Source organism: Longitalea arenae (assembly GCF_016924755.1).
Taxonomy (GTDB): domain Bacteria; phylum Bacteroidota; class Bacteroidia; order Chitinophagales; family Chitinophagaceae; genus Niastella; species Niastella arenae.
Genome location: NZ_JAFFJX010000001.1, coordinates 85,212 through 99,768 on the forward strand (window position 1 = coordinate 85,212; position 14,557 = coordinate 99,768).

Here is a 14,557-nt window from a genome sequence, read left to right on the forward strand (position 1 = left end):
TAATGGCCGGTAGCAGGTAGCTAACAGGCCGTTATTATGGAACGCCCGGTATAAGCAGAATATTGCCGGTGACAGCCAGCGACCTGGCGAATTCGCTTTCTTCACTCGGCACAAACCACTCGCTATTTCCAGGCCGAACGCAATGGCCAGCATTTCGCCGTAGTAACCAGGGCGCCACCTTTTTCGCTGAAAAATTGGATCCCGTTTGCGGCGGGATCAGGAAACAGCTGGGCTGTTAACACCGTGGCGCCTTCATTGGCAAATACCTCTACAATACTTTTGTCGAAAAGTATGTGTAAGCGCAATCTGCCATCTTGCAAGGGCACCCGGGCCGCCGCGTAATGTACGGCAGCAAACTGCTTATTGAACGAGGTGTCGCCAGCTTTTGACCGGTCAATGTAGAGTCTTTGCAGGTCCACATCGTAGCCAATCACCAGTGATCTTCCGCCATCGGCAGCCAGCCGGATGCCACAAATGTCGTTTTTGGCAGGCACCAGTTCTGCCTCCAGTTCAATCACCTGGCCTTTGGCGGGAAAAACCATCTGCCCCGAAAGGGGCTGATTTTTCCATTCAATGAGCTGTCCGCGTAAGGCCTGCAATTTTCTCACCGGTTCCTGCAGCAGCGACCAGGTATTGCCGGTTTTTTTTAGTTGCAAAGAGCGGGGCAGTGAAAAAGCGCTTCGCCAGGGAGAAGTAGGGATCGATTCGCCGTATTTCCAGCTGTTTGCCCAGCCTATGAGAACCGGATCATGACCGGCAGGTAAATTATTATAAGTGATACCGGCATAAAAATCGGGTCCATAATCAGGGCGCAGGATAGTGTCGGCTGGGGTTTCGTTGAGAAAACGGGTGCCGTCGAATTCACCCACGAAGTATTGCATGGTGTACTGTTGCGAATTGATGAGCACCCATTTGCTTTTGCCGGCTTGCCCGGCAATGGGTACCTGTAAGAGATCGGGGCATTCCCAAATGCCATTGGTATCGCCGGCCGGACCGAAATCGCTCAAATGCGACCAGGACTTCAGGTCGGCAGAACTATGGAACTGAACTATATGTTCTTGCGGCAAAACAGTGGCCATGATCCATTTTTTAGTAGGTACATGCCAGAACACTTTGGGGTCGCGAAAATCTTTTTTATTCAGGTCGAGCACCGGATTGCCTTCATATTTTGTCCAGCTATGGCCATCATCCAGGCTATAGGCCAGATGCTGGTTTTGCAGGTAGTCGTCGCGTTTTGACGTATCGCGAATGATATGGGCTGTATAAATGGCAACCAGGGGAATTTGACCCGCTTTTTTCCGGAAGCCGCTGGTATTGTTCTTATCCACTACACAACTGCCGGAAAAGATCATGTTTTTATCATCTTCCGCAATGGCAACTGGAAGATGTTGCCAGTGCACCAGGTCTGAACTAACGGCATGTCCCCAACTCATATGTCCCCAGGTATTTCCCATCGGATTATATTGATAGAACAAATGGTATTCGCCTTTGTGATATACAAGGCCATTGGGATCGTTCATCCAGTTTTGCCGGGGTGTAAAATGAAATTGCGGCCTGTAGGGTTCTTTGTAACCTGGCTGCTGCGCCAGCAGGGTAAAAGGCATTAAGCCGGTCAACAGTACCATTAAGGGTTTCATAAGCAATCGTGTTTTGGTATATATGTGTTGGGCTTCTTTAAATCTAATTATTTTTTTTTCGATATACAGGAAAGAAAGGCCTTTTGTAACTTAAGTTTGAAAAAGTAAAACTTATCAATGAAAATAGCGTTAGCCCAAACAAGACCGGCCCGCGGCGATATGCCATATAATATCACCCGGCATACACAGTTTATTGAACAGGCCGCGGCAAATGGGGCCGGGCTGATTGTTTTCCCCGAATTATCGCTGACGGGGTATGAACCTTCATTATGCAAACAACTGGCAACGGATGCAACAGATAGCCGCCTTGCCATTTTTCAACAACTCAGCAATGAGAAGCAGTTGATCATTGGTGCCGGACTGCCCACGAAAGGTGAGCAAGGGATTCACATTAGTATGGTATTATTTCAACCAGGCCATCCGCCGCAGGTAAATTCAAAAATGTATTTGCATGCTGATGAAGATCCCTTCTTTATTCCCGGCATTAATTTGCCCGGTTTAATTATCAACAATACTCATATTGCTTTGGCCATTTGTTATGAGATATCTGTTCCCGAACATGCAGAAAAAGCCGGCAATACCGGCGCAGATCTTTACCTCGCCAGTGTGGCTAAAACCGCTAAAGGTGTTGAAAAGGCAGCAGCGCGATTAAGCGAAGTGGCGCATACTTACGGGATGACGGTTTTAATGGTGAATAGTGTGGGTATATGCGAAGATGGTGAATGCGCTGGTAATTCAGCGGTATGGGACGAAAAGGGCTCTCAAATTGCCCGGTTAGAAAACGACAGCGAAGGCATTTTGCTATATGATACGGTTACACAAGCGGCGACGACAGTGACCGTAATGAATCAGCAAAGCTGACACTTCACCTACATAGATAAAATCTATCACTTTATAGAATAATCCTATAAAAATCTATAAGATTTTTTCGGCAATTTCGCGGTCCAAACCAACGCCCCCTTGCGGGCATCGATTGCTTCCCAGCCAAATAAAACTTAATGCAGAACGCTTAGTGCGGAATGCAAACCCACGTTATAGCGGTGGTATACATTTTTATTGAGCCCGGTGGGCGGTTGCCCCTGGTAGTTGAGGATTAATCAAAAATTGTAAAAAATCAATTCAAAATATGAGTAATAAAGTGTTGTCAATTGGAACCCAGTTCCCAGCATTTAAGAAGAAAGCGGTAGTATCTATTGAGAAAGGCAAAGAGTTTATCGATATCACCAATGAGTACGCTACTGCAAAAGGTAAATGGACAGTAATGTTCTGGTGGCCCAAAGATTTCACTTTCGTGTGTCCTACGGAGATTGCAGAATTCAACAAAAAACACAGTGAGTTCACCGACAGGGATGCTATTTTGATCGGTGCTTCAACCGATTCAGAATTTGTGCATGCTGCCTGGAGAAGGGATCACGCTGACCTGCGCGATCTGAAATTCCCCATGCTGGCCGATACTTCAAAATCACTGGCAGAAGAACTGGGTATTTTAGATAACGACGAGAAGATCGCTTACCGCGCTACCTTCATCATCGACCCACAGGGCATTGTGCGTTGGGTAAGTGTGTATGACCTGAATGTAGGCCGTAATGTACAGGAAGTGGTTCGGGTGCTGGATGCTTTGCAAACAGACGAACTTTGCCCCTGTAACTGGCAGAAAGGTCAGGAAACCCTGACTACGCAATTAAGCATGAACTGATTTTTCAGCGTATTTGCTAAACGCAATGGGGCCGGCTAAACGGATGCGATGTTTGGCCGGTCCCTTACTTTAAAACAAAAGGAAAAATATGAGCCAGGTAGTAATACAGAATGAGACCTTCACCAATATGTTGAATGATCTGCAAATACCCGACTATAGTCCTTCTGCTACTGCGCAACAACTGTTGCAGGTAGAATCGAAATATATCAAGGATCTGAAGATCAATGTGAGCAATGTGCTGAACAATACGCAATACCTGAACAAAAAGGAAGCGTTGTTGCTGGCATATTCCGTAGCCGTGAATGAAAAGTTTGATCTGCTGAAAGAAGCATTCCGTGCACAGGCCCAGGAAGCAGGTGCTACAGAAGCTGAACTGGCCGAGATCGTTTCGTGCACATCCCTGATGAACGCAAACAATATTTTCTACCGGTTCCGTCACTTCACGAAGAAAGATTATTATACCAATACCCCGGCTGGTATCAAAATGAGCATCATGATGAACCCGGTGCTGGGCAAAGAATTCTTTGAACTGGTAAGCCTGGTGATCTCATCGATCAATGGGTGTGAAATGTGCATTACTTCCCATGAGCAGTCAATCTTACAACATGGAGGTTCTGAAAGCCGCATCCTCGAAGGGGTAAAGCTCGGCGCCATTATCAAGTCGTTGATCACGGTGTTGGCTTAAAGAGAGGGATAGAGGCATAAAGGCAATAGGCAGCAGGGAAAGGCAAAGAGGGAATATCGATCATTCAGGAAATGAGTTTATAAAAAAAGCGCCCGGATCATCCGGGCGCTTTATAATTTAGGCTAGGCTACCAATGCCGCGGCGCCAAATACGCCGGCGCTGTCGCCCAGGCTCGGTTTTAAAATTTGCACATCGATGCGGTTATTGAAGATGAATTTTTTCAGCGCTTCCACCCCGGATGTGTAAATGCTGTCGATATTTCCGACCCCGCCACCTACTACAATGACATCGGGATCGAGCATATTGGTAATAACGGAAACGGCCTTTCCAAAAAAATGGTTCAGCCGGTCGATCGTCTTAACAGCAGCCGCATCATTACCCTGCAGGGCATGCGCCAGGATATCCTTTAAGGAAAGCATCGACCCGGTAATACTTTTATAATACCGCTGCAGACCTGGGCCCGACAATACCGTTTCCACGCAACCGGTCTTGCCGCAATAACAGGCACCGCCGGATTCATCGAGAAAATTATGGCCCCATTCACCACCAATGCCGTGTTTACCATTCCAAACCTGTCCATTCATCACAATACCACCGCCAACACCGGTTCCCATAATGATGCCGAATACCATCCGGGCATCGGGTGCTTTTTCTTTTACCACCCCCCAATGCGTTTCAGCGAGGGCAAAACAATTGGCGTCATTGGCCAGCACACAGGGAAGTCCCAGTTTTGCTTCCAGGTCTTTTTGCAGGGGCTGACCGTTCAGGGCCGTGCTGTTGCAATTTTTCATGGTTTGCAGGATCGGGTCCAGCACACCGGGTGTGCCCAGCCCGATCCGGGTTGGTTCCAAACCCGATTGCTGCTTCATCATTTGAACCAGTTTATCTATCTGGCCAACGATGTGATCGTATCCTTTATGGCCTTCTGTATCGATGCGGGTCCTGAGAATAGGCTTGGGATTATCCAGGGAAGGAACGATCGCGCCTTCAATCTTGGTTCCGCCCAGGTCAATGCCCCATAATGGTTGCGTCATGTTGTAGGTTAAATTTAGTTAGAAGGTGTGGCACACTTTCTCTTGCTTAATATGCGAAGTGCCAGACCTCTATAATCATTTTAGCAGCCTTGCCGCTCTTTCGAGGTCTTCCGGGGTGTCTATTTCAACACCCATATATTCCGTTACTACCATTTTCAATGGTATGCCATTTTCAAGGTAGCGGAGGCATTCGATTTTTTCAGCGGCTTCCAGCGGGGTCATCGGCCAGGTAGTAAAGCTCATCAGCGCTTCTTTACGGAAAGCATATACACCAATATGTTCATAATAGGTGATCACCGCTTCATTATTGCGGGGATAAGGAATGATACTTCTGCTGAAGAAGAGGGAGTTCATGTTTTTATCAACCGCCACTTTCACATAATTGGGATCGGCAATGAATTGTGGTTCTTTCAATACCTGCATCAATGATGCCACCTGAACCTTTTGGCCGGCCTCCCCTTCAAATACCTTTAATAGTTTTTGCAGCGGTTCTTTTTTTACAAATGGCTCATCGCCCTGTACATTCACCACGATATCTGTTTCGATATCAGCGACTGCTTCGGCTATGCGGTCACTGCCGCTTTCATGCTGCTGACGGCTCATGCAGGCCTTGCCGCCGTTAGAAACGATTTCATTATAAATAATTTCACTATCAGTGACCACCCATACTTCATCAAACAAACCGGTGGCTACCGTATTGTCATAGGTGTGCCGGATAACTGTCTTATTCCCGAGTAACTGCATCAATTTGGCAGGAAACCGGGTTGCCGCATAGCGGGCCGGGATCATTGCAATTTTTTTCATCGGAATAAAGATAATTAGTTTATGGTTTATGGTCTATGGTTTGTTGTTTGTGATTCTTTTATTGCAGGGGGGTGCCTATAAATAATGAGTTTGTGGTTTATGGGTTGTGGTTTGTGGTTCTTTTATTGCAGCAGCCCGCCATTACTCGGGCGGTCCGAATCTTAAGCAACCACAAACGACAAACTACAAACCACAAACCCGTTCAATAGTCTGTTTTCACATTCTTATTGAAGGGTAACTTAAGTTGATAGGAAAGACTTTCATCTGTTTTGTCATCTAAGACATCGAGCCCGTACTTTAGTTGTTTCGGGTCGGTATAGGCAAAAGTGCCAAAGAGGCGGTCCCATAAGGAAAAGATATTCGCGTAGTTGGTATCTGTGTAGGGACGTTTATAATGGTGGTGCACCTTGTGCATATTGGGCGATACAAAGATCCAGCTGATGGGTTTATCGAGCCAGAGAGGCACCCGGATATTGGCGTGGTTGAAATGTGTAAAAATGGCCGACATACTCCGGTACAGGAAATACATGCCGATGGAAAGCCCGATCAAATACACCCCAATGATCGTAAAACATTCCCGGAAGATCCATTCGCCAGGATGATGCCGCGTGCCGGTGGTAACATCTACCTTGGTATCGCTGTGATGGATCATATGGAACTTCCACATGAATTTGACCTTATGCATCATATAGTGCGGTGCATACTGCGCAAAGAAGTCCATAAACAGCAGCGCCAAAATAATATCGACCCATAGCGGCAGCTCGATGATATTCAATAAGCCAAAATCATGGTCGGTAACCCATTTACAGGCTACGATCGTAATAGCCCCTAAAATGATATTGAGTATAACGGTGGTTGCCAGAAAGACGAGGTTTACCGCGGCATGTTTATATCGTTTCCAGGAAAATGTAAAGAGGGGATAGTAGCCTTCGATCAGCCAGAAAAAGATCATTCCGCCCATCAGGATGGCCATCCGTTGCCAGGGGGCAATATTCTCCCAAAATTGCATGAAAGCGTCCATGGCAGACATCGTTTTGTACCATCAATTTACATAGAAAATCCCGCTTGCGGCGCCGGTGAAATTTTTCAACAGCCTGTTTTAACGCTTCCCGCGCATATATAAATTTTAGCCATCGTATAACTAATTAAATACTTGGAAAAATGAATGGATCAGCCCTTTTTGTTTTTTTCAGAAGTATTTTATCCATTTTTTCGGACCGAAAGCTTTCTGCAGGTACCCGTCAACATTTTTCAGGACCATTTTACTTTTTTTCATATCATCTAATTCTTAAAATGGCTCAGCTAAAAAGTTTTCAGGCCATGGAAAATTTAGATCGTCACAAAAAACACTTTGTTACCGGGTTAATTTTTTTCCGGCTCAGAAAATCCTTTTTTGATCATGTGACCGCATTAAATGGGTCACAAAAAAATTTTTGCCGTCAAAAACCTATAAATTGGGCCAGAAAAAATGTTTTGAGGCCTGTAGTGAAATTAAATGGCTGGCAAAAAACTTTTAAGGCAACGCTACTTTTTCGCCGACCGGTTTAATTATTAATCGATCCAGAAAAAAAGTTTTAGGGTAGCGCGGTCTTTTAAATGATGCATTAATTTTTTGCCATGCTAAAAAGAAAAACCCGGCCATTCGCCGGGTTCTTGCTGTATGTAATAATAACAATATATAAAAATAGCGATCAGGTGTTCAACATTAATGGCATCACCAACATAAGTAATTCTTCATTCTCCTCCTGGTCTCCTGGTCTTATGATACCAGCTTTGGTAGAAGTGGATAACTCGACGGTTACATCTTCTGTATCGGTAGCACCCAGCATTTCGATCAGGAATTTGGCATTAAAGGCGATCTGCAGATCTTCTCCATTGTACTGACATTTCATGCGCTCATTACCCTCAAATGAAAAGTCAATATCCTGGGCCGTTAACTGCAACTGGCTGCCGCTAATGCTCAATACCACCTGGTTGGTACTTTTATTACTGAAGATACCCACCCGGCGTAAAGCACCCTGAAAATCGGTGCGGTTAACCGTTAATTTATAAGGATTATCAGAAGGAATAACTACTTTATAATCGGGGAAGCGAGCATCGATGAGCCGGCAGCTTAACTGTGTTGTACCATGGGTTACAAACAGGTGATTGCTGTTATAACTGATGGTAAGCTCATCTTCATTTACCGGCATGGCCGCCTTTAACAAGGTAAGCGGTTTTTTCGGAACGATCAGTGAATCGGTTTTCGGACAGCTAACATCTACGCGTTTATACCGCACCAGCCGGTGGGCATCGGTGGCAACGAATTGAAGTCCTTTTTTATCCATTTCAAAAAATACCCCGGTCATCGCGGGACGCAGGTCATCGTTACTAACGGCAAAAAGCGTTTTGTTGATAGCGGTTACCAGAGCAGCCGAGGTAATAGTAAACGAATTCGTATCATCGGCTACCGGATCTTTCGGGAAGTTATCGGGGTTTTCACCCATTACTTTATACTTACCGTTATCGCTGGTTATTTCAACCGCATAATTCTTGTCGATATTAAAAGTAAGTGGTTGCTCGGGAATGTTCTTTAAAGAATCCATCAGTATTTTAGCGGGAATACAAACACGGCCGCTTTCTTTCGCCTCTACTTCCAGTTGAATTTTCATTACCGTTTCCAGATCGGTGGCTACAACCGACAGTTGATTTTTTTGTACATCAAACAAAAAATCTTCCAGGATCGGCAGCACCGTATTGGCATTGATCACCCCACTAATCTGTTGTAATTGTTTCAATAAAGCCGAAGATGAAACGATAAACTTCATATAACTGATTAAGATTTGAGCAAATATAGGGTTCTGACTGAATAAATTACCCGCTTTTTTTAAAACACGAAATCCACAAATATCCTAACTTGCCTGCCAACGGTATCGAAAAACCGGTCCCTGAAATGTGTATCTGGTGCTGGTTTCAATGGTACCGCTTTTCAAACCGTAGAGAATTATCAGGCAGGCTGCTGCGACCGTTTTGCCACAAAACGGGAAATGTCAGGAGGAATGTAACAGCCGTGTGGTTAAGGCAGTTTTCCCATATAATACTTATACTTATAATGGTGATGCTTTCGTTAAAGCAGAACGCCCTATGCAAAACGCTGAAGGCTAAAGGCGGAAGGTAAGGCCACAGCGAAAAACGCCTTCCTTCGGGTGGCCGCCGTAAAATGCGGAATGCCGCATTAAGCCTTAAACCTTAAGCTTTTAGCGTTATACAGTAACCTTAAAAACAATAAAACCTTATATGTTCGACAAGCTTTTCGGACGTGGTAGAAAGAAACCGGAGAACCCGGATATCTCTTTTGGCCGCTATTCCGATAATAACAAAACGGTAGAAAAAGTGCGCCGTTGGACCGATGCCGACAACCTCTTTAAACAACAGTCCTATTCAGATAGTATTGCGGCATTTTTTGATTACCTGGCCGACGATAAAAAGGGCAATGTGATCCTGAACCGAAATAATGACGGCGGCACCTTCCAGCTTTACCAGGGATCCAAGATCGTTCGCGGCGAATTTGACAGGGAAAGTTTAAAGGCTGAAATAACCCTGGCCAGGATGCCGCAACCCAGCGTGCCCGTTATGCGCCGGCTCCTCGAAATGAATTTTACCCTTTACTACAGCCGCTATGCCCTCGACAACGACCGCTTGTGTATGCGTTTCGACAGTGACATAAAAGCCGCCAATCCCAATAAACTCTATTATGGGCTGAAAGAACTGGCCATCAAAGCGGATAAACTCGACGACCTGCTGGTACAGGAATTTGCCGCCCTGCAAACCGTAGATACGGAACATATTATTCCCCTTCCTGAAGCAGAGAAAGAAGTGAAATACAATTTCATGATGAACTGGATCAGGGAAACACTTGATTATATTGTCACTTTAGACGCCGATAAGTTCTCAGGCGGCATTGCGTACCTGCTCTTATCACTGGCATTCCGCATCGATTACCTGATCTGTCCGGATGGTAAACTGCTGAACGAACTGGAAAAGATCGTAGAGATCTATTACCGCAAAGATGAAAAGCAAACCACTGAGCGTAACCTGGGCATGATCGAAGGCTTTAAGAAACTGGCCGCCAAGACCAAAGAGGAAGTATATCCCTTCCTGTTCCGCTCCAAACATACATTCGCGATCGTTGTTCCGCAGCACCACCAAACGGTAGTAGATGCCATCAACGGCGCGGCGCAGAATGTGGTCTGGTACCGCGATAATAATTATCCGAACATTGCCAATAATGTAATGGAGTACGCGCTTTCTTTCAGCCAGTATTCCTACAGTTTACCCAAACCGCTGAGCGACCTGATCTTATTATATATGCAGATCAACTATCGGGCATATTTCGAAGCGCTTGGGTTTAGCGTACCGTATTACGATGCACAGCAGAATCAATTTAACCCCGAAGCTATTCGCGAAAGGATTGAAGAGATCATAAGCGCCTGGCAACCCAAATATCCCAAGCTGTTGTTCAGGATGGATACCCTGAAATTCAACAGCCTGGTAAGCTTCAACAGCAGCTTTAGTACGGAGATCACTTTCCTAAATTTCGATTCAAACTAATTCTACTTTAGGTGTGCCTCACTTTCGCTGGCCTCAGGCCGACATATGACAGACCTAAGGGTATAAAAAATATACAATGGTTCAGGATATAATAGGGCAGTTTCATCCCGCCATCATTCAAATAGCTACACAAACCGGTACCGGAACCGGCTTTTATGTAAAGGAATATGATGTGATCGTAACCAATGATCACGTGGTGCAGGACAATGCCGAAGTAACAATCGCCGGAAAATCATTCGACAAGACATTATCTCGTGTATGGTATACCGACCGCAAACACGACCTGGCTTTTTTACAAAGTCCGGCCAATGTCGACATCCCCGCCATCCGCCTCGGCACTTATGAAGCGCTGAAAGACGGTGATGAGGTGGTTGCCATCGGTCACCCTTATGGGTTTAATTACTCTGCTACGCAGGGGGTGATCTCGAAAGTTGACCGCATTCGCGACGGCCTTAAATTCATTCAGATAGATGCTGCTATCAATCCCGGTAACAGCGGTGGCCCGCTGGTAAATACGAGTGGCGAGGTCATTGGTGTAAACTCCTTCAAGGTACAGGGTGGCGATAACCTGGGTTTCGCCTTACCGGTAAATTACCTGCGCCAGGCCCTGCAGTTATATGCACCGCATAAAGGGGTGAGCAGCACCCGCTGCCATAGTTGCGACTACCTGGTCTTACCTGAGAATATTGATTCAGAAAAATACTGTCCAGCCTGTGGCACCGAGGTTAAATTGCCTCAAATGCCCGAGCAGGAAGTAGTGCCTACTGGCGCTGCCAAGACCATTGAAGATATTTTAAAGGAGCTGGGAAAAGACATTAAGCTGGCCCGCGATGGCGTGAACCGTTGGGAAGTGCGGGAAGGCAGTGCCAAGATCAAGATCAGTTACAATGCCGAAAACTTCTTTGTGGTAGGCGATGCTTATTTATGCCAGCTGCCACAGGATGCGCTGAAAATAAAACCGCTTTACCAGTTCCTGTTGCAGGAAAACTATCGTACGAACAGCCTGGTGTTGAGCTGCCAGAACCAGAACATTGTGCTGTCGTGCATTATGTATGACCTGGATATTACCCGGGAAGGAGGCGTAAAGGTATTCGACAACCTGTTCAAAAAGGCAGATTTTTACGATGATCTGCTGAAGAATGAGTATGGGTGTTTAGATAGGATAGAAGAATGATCTTATAGATCACAAACTAAGTGTTACAGGTTACCAGTTACCAGTTACCAGTACCGGTTACCGTTTACCAGTTACCAGGCAATACAAGTTGAAGTTAGCATACAATAATAAAACCCGGCAACTGGAAACTGGCAACCGGTAACTTTTGAATTGCCGGCTGACCATTGACCATTCACCATTGACCATTCACCATGCTCCAGCGAAAGCAACAATTAACTAAAGAACAAGCATTACAAAAGCTCCGGCATTATTGTGCCTACCAGGAGCGCTGTCATGCGGAGGCGAAAGAAAAGCTGTATTCATTTGGCTTACGCAAGCAAATGGTAGAAGAATCGCTCGCGCAGTTGATCGAAGAAGATTATCTGAACGAAGAGCGGTTTGCCATTCAATTTGCCGGCGGAAAGTTTCGCATGAAGCAATGGGGCCGCGTAAAGATCATTCATGCCCTGAAGCAAAAGCAGGTAAGTACTTATTGTATAAATAGGGCCATGAAAGAAATAGATGCGGCAGACTATGAGAAAACCCTGCACAAGCTGGCCGAACAAAAATGGAAATCGGTGACCGGCCAAGGTGTGAACCTGTTCGTAAAAATGGCCAAAACCACCGACTTCCTCTTGCAGAAAGGCTATGAACCGGAACTTATTAAACAGGTAATTGCCCGATTAAAGGAATAACAAAAGAGAAAGACAGTGATGAAAGTATGCAATAGTGCGTAGCGGGCACAGATTCTCCCCTGGTTATTTAGTACCGCCTGCTGCTTTATCCCAGCTGTCTGTACTTCTTTTCTTAATGGTAAAATAAAAGCTGCTTCCCTCACCAGGCGTCGACTCAACCCAGATACGGCCATTATGCAATTCAGCTATCTTTTTACAATGCGCCAGGCCAATGCCGGTGCCCTCATATTCATTTTTCGTGTGTAGGCGCTGGAAGATAATGAAAATGCGGTCCCAGTACTTTTCATCAATACCAATCCCATTGTCACTCACCATGAACTGCCAGTGATCTTCTTTAGGTGTTGCGGCTATCCTGATAAGGGCTGGTTCGCCCGGTTTTCTGAATTTAATAGAGTTGCTGATCAGGTTTTGAAAAAGTTGTTTCATTTCGGTGGCATAACCCGAAATAACGGGAAGCGGATCAACATGAATTACCGCCTGGCTTTCCTGGATAGCAATAGTAAGGTCGCTCAACACTTCCTGCACTACCTGGTTGCAGTTGATCGGTTCCAAAATGCGTTCACGGCCCAGGCGGGAATAATCCAGCAGGTCCTGCACCAGGCGCCGCATCCGGTCAGAAGCATCTGTGATGTAGTTAATATACTTTGCTACATTTTCATCGGTATGATCTTTATAGTGCCGCTTCAGCAGCTCTACAAAACCTGAAACGGTGCGCAGCGGTTCCTGCAGGTCGTGAGATGCCACATAGGCAAATTGTTCCAGCTCAATGTTCTTGCGTTTAAGGTCCTCCGCATATTCTTTTTGCCTTTGTTCCGCCTCCTTTCGTTCGGTAATGTCGCGGATGAACGCACAAAAGAAATCCTTGTCCTGCTGGCGCATTGGGATTATTGTTAGTTCAACAGGAAATTCTTTGCCCTGGCGGTTCAGCGCTGTTACTTCTATAAGTTGGTTCAAGACCTTATGCTGGCCGGTGGATAAATACCGTTTCATTCCGGCTTCGTGTAAAGCACGGTATTGAATTGGAATAATGGTCTCAGACAAACGGCTGCCTTTTACCTCGCTTTCCTTCCAGCCAAATGTTTTTTCAGCCTGCGGATTCCATACGGTGATGCAGCCCTCCGTGTCAATACATACAATGGCATCGAGGGCAGAGTTCATAATGAGCCGCGTGGTTTCTTCGCTCGATCGCAGGATGGCTTCCGCTTTTTTTCTTTCCGTTACATCGGTGATAAAGGCAACAGCCATTTTTTTATCGCCCAGTTTATAATAACCTAAACTGATCTCTACCTGGAAGGTGCGGCCGTTCTTATCGCGGGCGAAAAGGTCTTTTCCCAGCCCCATGGGCCGGGCTTTGGGCGCTTTGAAGTACTGCTGGCGGTATTGCCGGTGAATATCTTTTAAGGGTTCGGGAATGAGTATTTCAATGGACTGGCCGCTCAGTTCTTCCTTGCTATACCCAAATAATTTTTCGGCATTGGGATTTACCAGGATAATATCGCCGTTTTCATCGGTTACAAGAATACTGATAGTAGCATGTTCAAATAGAGATTTGAAAGCTTTTTCGTTTTCCAGCAATATTTCATTGGGATCTTTCATAGCAACGATCGAACTGCGGTTAAGCATTTTCCGGAAAATACCGGCTTAATATTTTTTGGATCATCTCCGGTTGTAATGGTTTATTTTCAAAGCCGGCGATCTCAATGTTCTCCTGGGCTGCTTTTTCATCGTCAGGGTTTAAAGAGGTGGTAAGCATGACCATCACGATATTCGCCTTTTGATGAGAAGGCAGTTTTTCATAATGTTGCAGGAACTCCCAGCCATCCATACCGGGCATGTTGATATCCAGGAAGATCAGGTCGGGCCGGGGATGTTCTTTGCCATTGCCGAAGGAACCTGTACCGGTTAAGTATTCCAAAGCTTCAGTTCCACTGGAGACAACCTCTACGTGATGGGCGCAATTCATTTCTTCAACCAGTAATTTGTTTAAGAAATTGGTGGGTTCATCATCATCGATGAACAGAATGCACATTAGCTTTTGTTTCATGTAATAGTTAGCTGTTGATTCAATTAAAGCGAAACAAACTGACGGGTACTTCTCAGCATATTCAGAACCTAACCAATACATTACATTGTTGCGCGGGAAAATCTCCACTGCATGGGGTTTAGGACTGGTTCCCAACCCTCATGTATAAGTAAAAATAAGCATATTTCGGCTAAGAAACACGGTTTTGTGCGCTCGCAGGTAAAAAAGAAAACCCCGCAA

At 45.6% G+C, this 14,557-nt stretch carries 14 protein-coding genes; 7 read left to right on the forward strand and 7 right to left on the reverse strand.

Translation table 11 applies throughout. The annotated features are described in order from the left end of the window. Window positions 1-122: 122 nt before the first annotated feature. Window positions 123-1,637, reverse strand: coding sequence for a glycoside hydrolase family 32 protein (locus tag JT717_RS00370; RefSeq protein ID WP_205508057.1), 1,515 nt, complete (start codon window positions 1,635-1,637; stop codon window positions 123-125). 117 nt (window positions 1,638-1,754) lie between these two features. Here JT717_RS00370 and JT717_RS00375 point away from each other — a divergent pair, with 117 nt between their 5' ends. From JT717_RS00375 to JT717_RS00385, 3 genes are all read left to right on the forward strand, one after another. Next, window positions 1,755-2,498 carry a carbon-nitrogen hydrolase family protein gene (locus JT717_RS00375; protein ID WP_205508059.1) on the forward strand — a complete coding sequence of 248 codons (744 nt, stop codon included), beginning with the start codon at window positions 1,755-1,757 and terminating at the stop codon, window positions 2,496-2,498. 265 nt (window positions 2,499-2,763) lie between these two features. Further along, a complete protein-coding gene (locus tag JT717_RS00380; protein WP_205508062.1) occupies window positions 2,764-3,333 on the forward strand; it encodes a peroxiredoxin in 570 nt (189 codons plus the stop codon). An 88-nt stretch (window positions 3,334-3,421) separates the two neighbouring features. Continuing rightward, window positions 3,422-4,018 carry a carboxymuconolactone decarboxylase family protein gene (locus tag JT717_RS00385; protein ID WP_205508065.1) on the forward strand — a complete coding sequence of 199 codons (597 nt, stop codon included), beginning with the start codon at window positions 3,422-3,424 and terminating at the stop codon, window positions 4,016-4,018. Between the two features lie 122 nt (window positions 4,019-4,140). Here JT717_RS00385 and JT717_RS00390 read toward each other — a convergent pair whose 3' ends face one another. From JT717_RS00390 to JT717_RS00400, 3 genes are all read right to left on the reverse strand, one after another. Beyond that, window positions 4,141-5,052 (reverse strand): ROK family protein, encoded by a 912-nt coding sequence (locus tag JT717_RS00390; protein WP_205508069.1) that lies wholly within the window; start codon window positions 5,050-5,052, stop codon window positions 4,141-4,143. Between the two features lie 75 nt (window positions 5,053-5,127). Then, entirely contained in the window at window positions 5,128-5,856 is a 729-nt protein-coding gene (gene kdsB, locus JT717_RS00395) for a 3-deoxy-manno-octulosonate cytidylyltransferase (protein WP_205508072.1), read from the reverse strand. A gap of 202 nt (window positions 5,857-6,058) precedes the next feature. After that, window positions 6,059-6,877 carry a sterol desaturase family protein gene (locus tag JT717_RS00400; protein WP_205508075.1) on the reverse strand — a complete coding sequence of 273 codons (819 nt, stop codon included), beginning with the start codon at window positions 6,875-6,877 and terminating at the stop codon, window positions 6,059-6,061. 140 nt (window positions 6,878-7,017) lie between these two features. On the opposite strand from JT717_RS00400, the gene JT717_RS00405 reads away from it, so the two are divergent. Beyond that, entirely contained in the window at window positions 7,018-7,404 is a 387-nt protein-coding gene (locus JT717_RS00405) for a hypothetical protein (RefSeq protein WP_205508078.1), read from the forward strand. A gap of 143 nt (window positions 7,405-7,547) precedes the next feature. On the opposite strand, the gene dnaN is transcribed toward JT717_RS00405, so the two are convergent. Then, window positions 7,548-8,663 (reverse strand): DNA polymerase III subunit beta, encoded by a 1,116-nt coding sequence (gene dnaN, locus JT717_RS00410; RefSeq protein WP_205508080.1) that lies wholly within the window; start codon window positions 8,661-8,663, stop codon window positions 7,548-7,550. Between the two features lie 469 nt (window positions 8,664-9,132). Here dnaN and JT717_RS00415 point away from each other — a divergent pair, with 469 nt between their 5' ends. The 3 genes from JT717_RS00415 to JT717_RS00425 all read left to right on the forward strand — a co-directional run bounded on the left by JT717_RS00415 (window position 9,133) and on the right by JT717_RS00425 (window position 12,294). Next, window positions 9,133-10,446 carry a type III secretion system chaperone family protein gene (locus JT717_RS00415; protein WP_205508083.1) on the forward strand — a complete coding sequence of 438 codons (1,314 nt, stop codon included), beginning with the start codon at window positions 9,133-9,135 and terminating at the stop codon, window positions 10,444-10,446. 76 nt (window positions 10,447-10,522) lie between these two features. Next, window positions 10,523-11,620 (forward strand): trypsin-like peptidase domain-containing protein, encoded by a 1,098-nt coding sequence (locus tag JT717_RS00420; protein ID WP_205508084.1) that lies wholly within the window; start codon window positions 10,523-10,525, stop codon window positions 11,618-11,620. A gap of 191 nt (window positions 11,621-11,811) precedes the next feature. Beyond that, window positions 11,812-12,294, forward strand: a complete 483-nt coding sequence (locus tag JT717_RS00425; protein ID WP_205508087.1) for a regulatory protein RecX — start codon at window positions 11,812-11,814, stop codon at window positions 12,292-12,294. Between the two features lie 63 nt (window positions 12,295-12,357). On the opposite strand, the gene JT717_RS00430 is transcribed toward JT717_RS00425, so the two are convergent. After that, entirely contained in the window at window positions 12,358-13,917 is a 1,560-nt protein-coding gene (locus tag JT717_RS00430; RefSeq protein WP_205508090.1) for a PAS domain S-box protein, read from the reverse strand. Beyond that, window positions 13,910-14,338, reverse strand: coding sequence for a response regulator (locus JT717_RS00435; protein WP_205508092.1), 429 nt, complete (start codon window positions 14,336-14,338; stop codon window positions 13,910-13,912). The genes JT717_RS00430 and JT717_RS00435 overlap by 8 nt, the downstream gene beginning before the upstream one ends. Window positions 14,339-14,557 lie beyond the last annotated feature (219 nt).

What these genes read in the sequence shown, in the direction of transcription:
- JT717_RS00435 (WP_205508092.1), bottom strand. Translation starts at nt 14,338, where the DNA reads ATGAAACAAAAGCTAATGTGCATTCTGTTCATCGATGATGATGAACCC.
- JT717_RS00400 (WP_205508075.1), bottom strand. Translation starts at nt 6,877, where the DNA reads ATGGACGCTTTCATGCAATTTTGGGAGAATATTGCCCCCTGGCAACGG.
- JT717_RS00380 (WP_205508062.1), top strand. Translation starts at nt 2,764, where the DNA reads ATGAGTAATAAAGTGTTGTCAATTGGAACCCAGTTCCCAGCATTTAAG.
- dnaN (WP_205508080.1), bottom strand. Translation starts at nt 8,663, where the DNA reads ATGAAGTTTATCGTTTCATCTTCGGCTTTATTGAAACAATTACAACAG.
- JT717_RS00420 (WP_205508084.1), top strand. Translation starts at nt 10,523, where the DNA reads ATGGTTCAGGATATAATAGGGCAGTTTCATCCCGCCATCATTCAAATA.
- JT717_RS00375 (WP_205508059.1), top strand. Translation starts at nt 1,755, where the DNA reads ATGAAAATAGCGTTAGCCCAAACAAGACCGGCCCGCGGCGATATGCCA.
- JT717_RS00430 (WP_205508090.1), bottom strand. Translation starts at nt 13,917, where the DNA reads ATGCTTAACCGCAGTTCGATCGTTGCTATGAAAGATCCCAATGAAATA.
- kdsB (WP_205508072.1), bottom strand. Translation starts at nt 5,856, where the DNA reads ATGAAAAAAATTGCAATGATCCCGGCCCGCTATGCGGCAACCCGGTTT.
- JT717_RS00415 (WP_205508083.1), top strand. Translation starts at nt 9,133, where the DNA reads ATGTTCGACAAGCTTTTCGGACGTGGTAGAAAGAAACCGGAGAACCCG.
- JT717_RS00405 (WP_205508078.1), top strand. Translation starts at nt 7,018, where the DNA reads ATGAATGGATCAGCCCTTTTTGTTTTTTTCAGAAGTATTTTATCCATT.
- JT717_RS00385 (WP_205508065.1), top strand. Translation starts at nt 3,422, where the DNA reads ATGAGCCAGGTAGTAATACAGAATGAGACCTTCACCAATATGTTGAAT.
- JT717_RS00390 (WP_205508069.1), bottom strand. Translation starts at nt 5,052, where the DNA reads ATGACGCAACCATTATGGGGCATTGACCTGGGCGGAACCAAGATTGAA.
- JT717_RS00425 (WP_205508087.1), top strand. Translation starts at nt 11,812, where the DNA reads ATGCTCCAGCGAAAGCAACAATTAACTAAAGAACAAGCATTACAAAAG.
- JT717_RS00370 (WP_205508057.1), bottom strand. Translation starts at nt 1,637, where the DNA reads ATGAAACCCTTAATGGTACTGTTGACCGGCTTAATGCCTTTTACCCTG.